Annotated in this window: 1 protein-coding gene; it reads right to left on the bottom strand. The window is 37.1% G+C overall.

From position 1 onward, the window contains the following. Positions 1-307: 307 nt before the first annotated feature. The coding region (locus H5202_RS21910) for a putative bifunctional diguanylate cyclase/phosphodiesterase (protein WP_182773897.1) at positions 308-1,761 on the bottom strand (1,454 nt) is incomplete at its 5' end.

Consider the following 1,761-nt stretch of genomic DNA (forward strand, 5'->3'; position numbering starts at 1 on the left):
CGCTAAAATTGCGTTGGTGTCGGTCAACTTGTCTGTTGATTCCATTTTTACTTCCACGTTAATAAAGGGACTGATTATGCGGCATAAAATTTGCCATGCAGTCGTTCATCTTTCGCTAAACCTTACCCATATATGAGGTTAATTAATACATCAATGCTTGAGGTGCTATTAAAGGCTGTCTTAGCGTCAAGGTTAAAAGTCATGCACTTATTATAGAACGTCGAAAAGAAAACTACTCAAAATATCGTTCATTAATCATATAATTGTTTCGAACACTAAACTTAACTATTCATTATAGTATCACTAGCTAACTTGCAGCCATCATATTGAAGCTGTTAATAAAACAGCCATAAGACTGTGGTTTGCCAAAATAGTATCCTTGTAAAAAATCTATCCCTAACTCGATACAATGTTGTGCTATATCAAGAGATTCGACGCCTTCTGCTACAATCTTATAATTCATGACTTTTGATAGACCAACAATCGCACTCAGCAGGTGTTCAGACTTCTTATCGGTAAGGCAATTTTGTACAAATTGCTTATCAATTTTTAGTTCAGAAATGGACATGTCTATAATGCGCTTTAGATTTGAATGACCAGTGCCGAAATCATCTATCGATATGCTGATACCGTATTGACCTAGCTCGTCAATAATACGTCTAACGATACTTACATCGTTAATTAACAAAGTTTCTGTTATTTCAATCGTTAAGTTAGCTAAATTAGCCTTATTTTTATTAAAGCAATCGACTAAATCGAACACAAAATTGGGCTGTAAAAACTGCAAAGGACTCACATTCATCGCAAGGGTGAAATCAGGGTTTATCTGATTAAAATCAGCTAACATTTCTGCGGTTTTATTTGTGACAAATTTACCTAATGGAACGATTAAGCCTGTTTTTTCTGCTACGCCAATAAACTGGTCTGGTGGGATATAATGCCCATTCTCATCCTGCCAGCGCACCAGCACTTCGGCTGAGACTATTTTATGCTGGCTATCCACTTTTGGTTGAAGCCAGCACGCTAACATTTGGTTTTTTAAAGCTTGGCGCAGGGCTATTTCAACTTGATATTCCGAAACAAGTTTTTCGACCTGTAGGTCTTCAAAATAGGAAATCTGATTGACACCTTTTTGTTTTGATGAGAACAAAGCCGCCTCTGCATGTGCAATTAGGCTAGTTAAAATATTATTCTGTTGCACACACGCAACACCCAGGCTAATACTCATGTAATGTTCAGCTTTACCTGAAATAACCTGCTGTAGAGTACACTTAAGTTTATCAACCGTATTGACTAAGTCTTGTTCATAATCTATATCAATCACTAACCAAAAATGGTCAGCGATGTCTTTAAATGCAAAGTGATGACGCCCTGCAAAGTCTGATATTCTGGTTGCGATTGCTTGTAATACAAAATCACCTTCCCCCATATCATAGCAGAGGTTTATTTTCTTGAAGTCATGAAGGTTTATGGCTATCAAACTCAACCGCCTTTGTTGTTCTGCTTGATTAAGAAAATTGATTAACGACACCCTGTTTGGCAGTCCTGTTAAATTATCAAAATGCGACAACCAATCGATTTTTTCTGCGACACGTATATCTTCAGATAAATCTCTGATGGTCCCCACATAGCCAAGCCCTAATGGACCCTCTATAGGATTGATTGACAGATGCATTTGGAAGGTTGAACCATCAGATTTAAGACCGGTTACTTCACGGCCAATACCAATTATTTTTGCGACTTTTGTTTTTTCATAATTTT

Origin of the sequence: Shewanella sp. SG41-4 (genome assembly GCF_014164505.1) — a bacterium.
GTDB lineage: Bacteria > Pseudomonadota > Gammaproteobacteria > Enterobacterales > Shewanellaceae > Shewanella.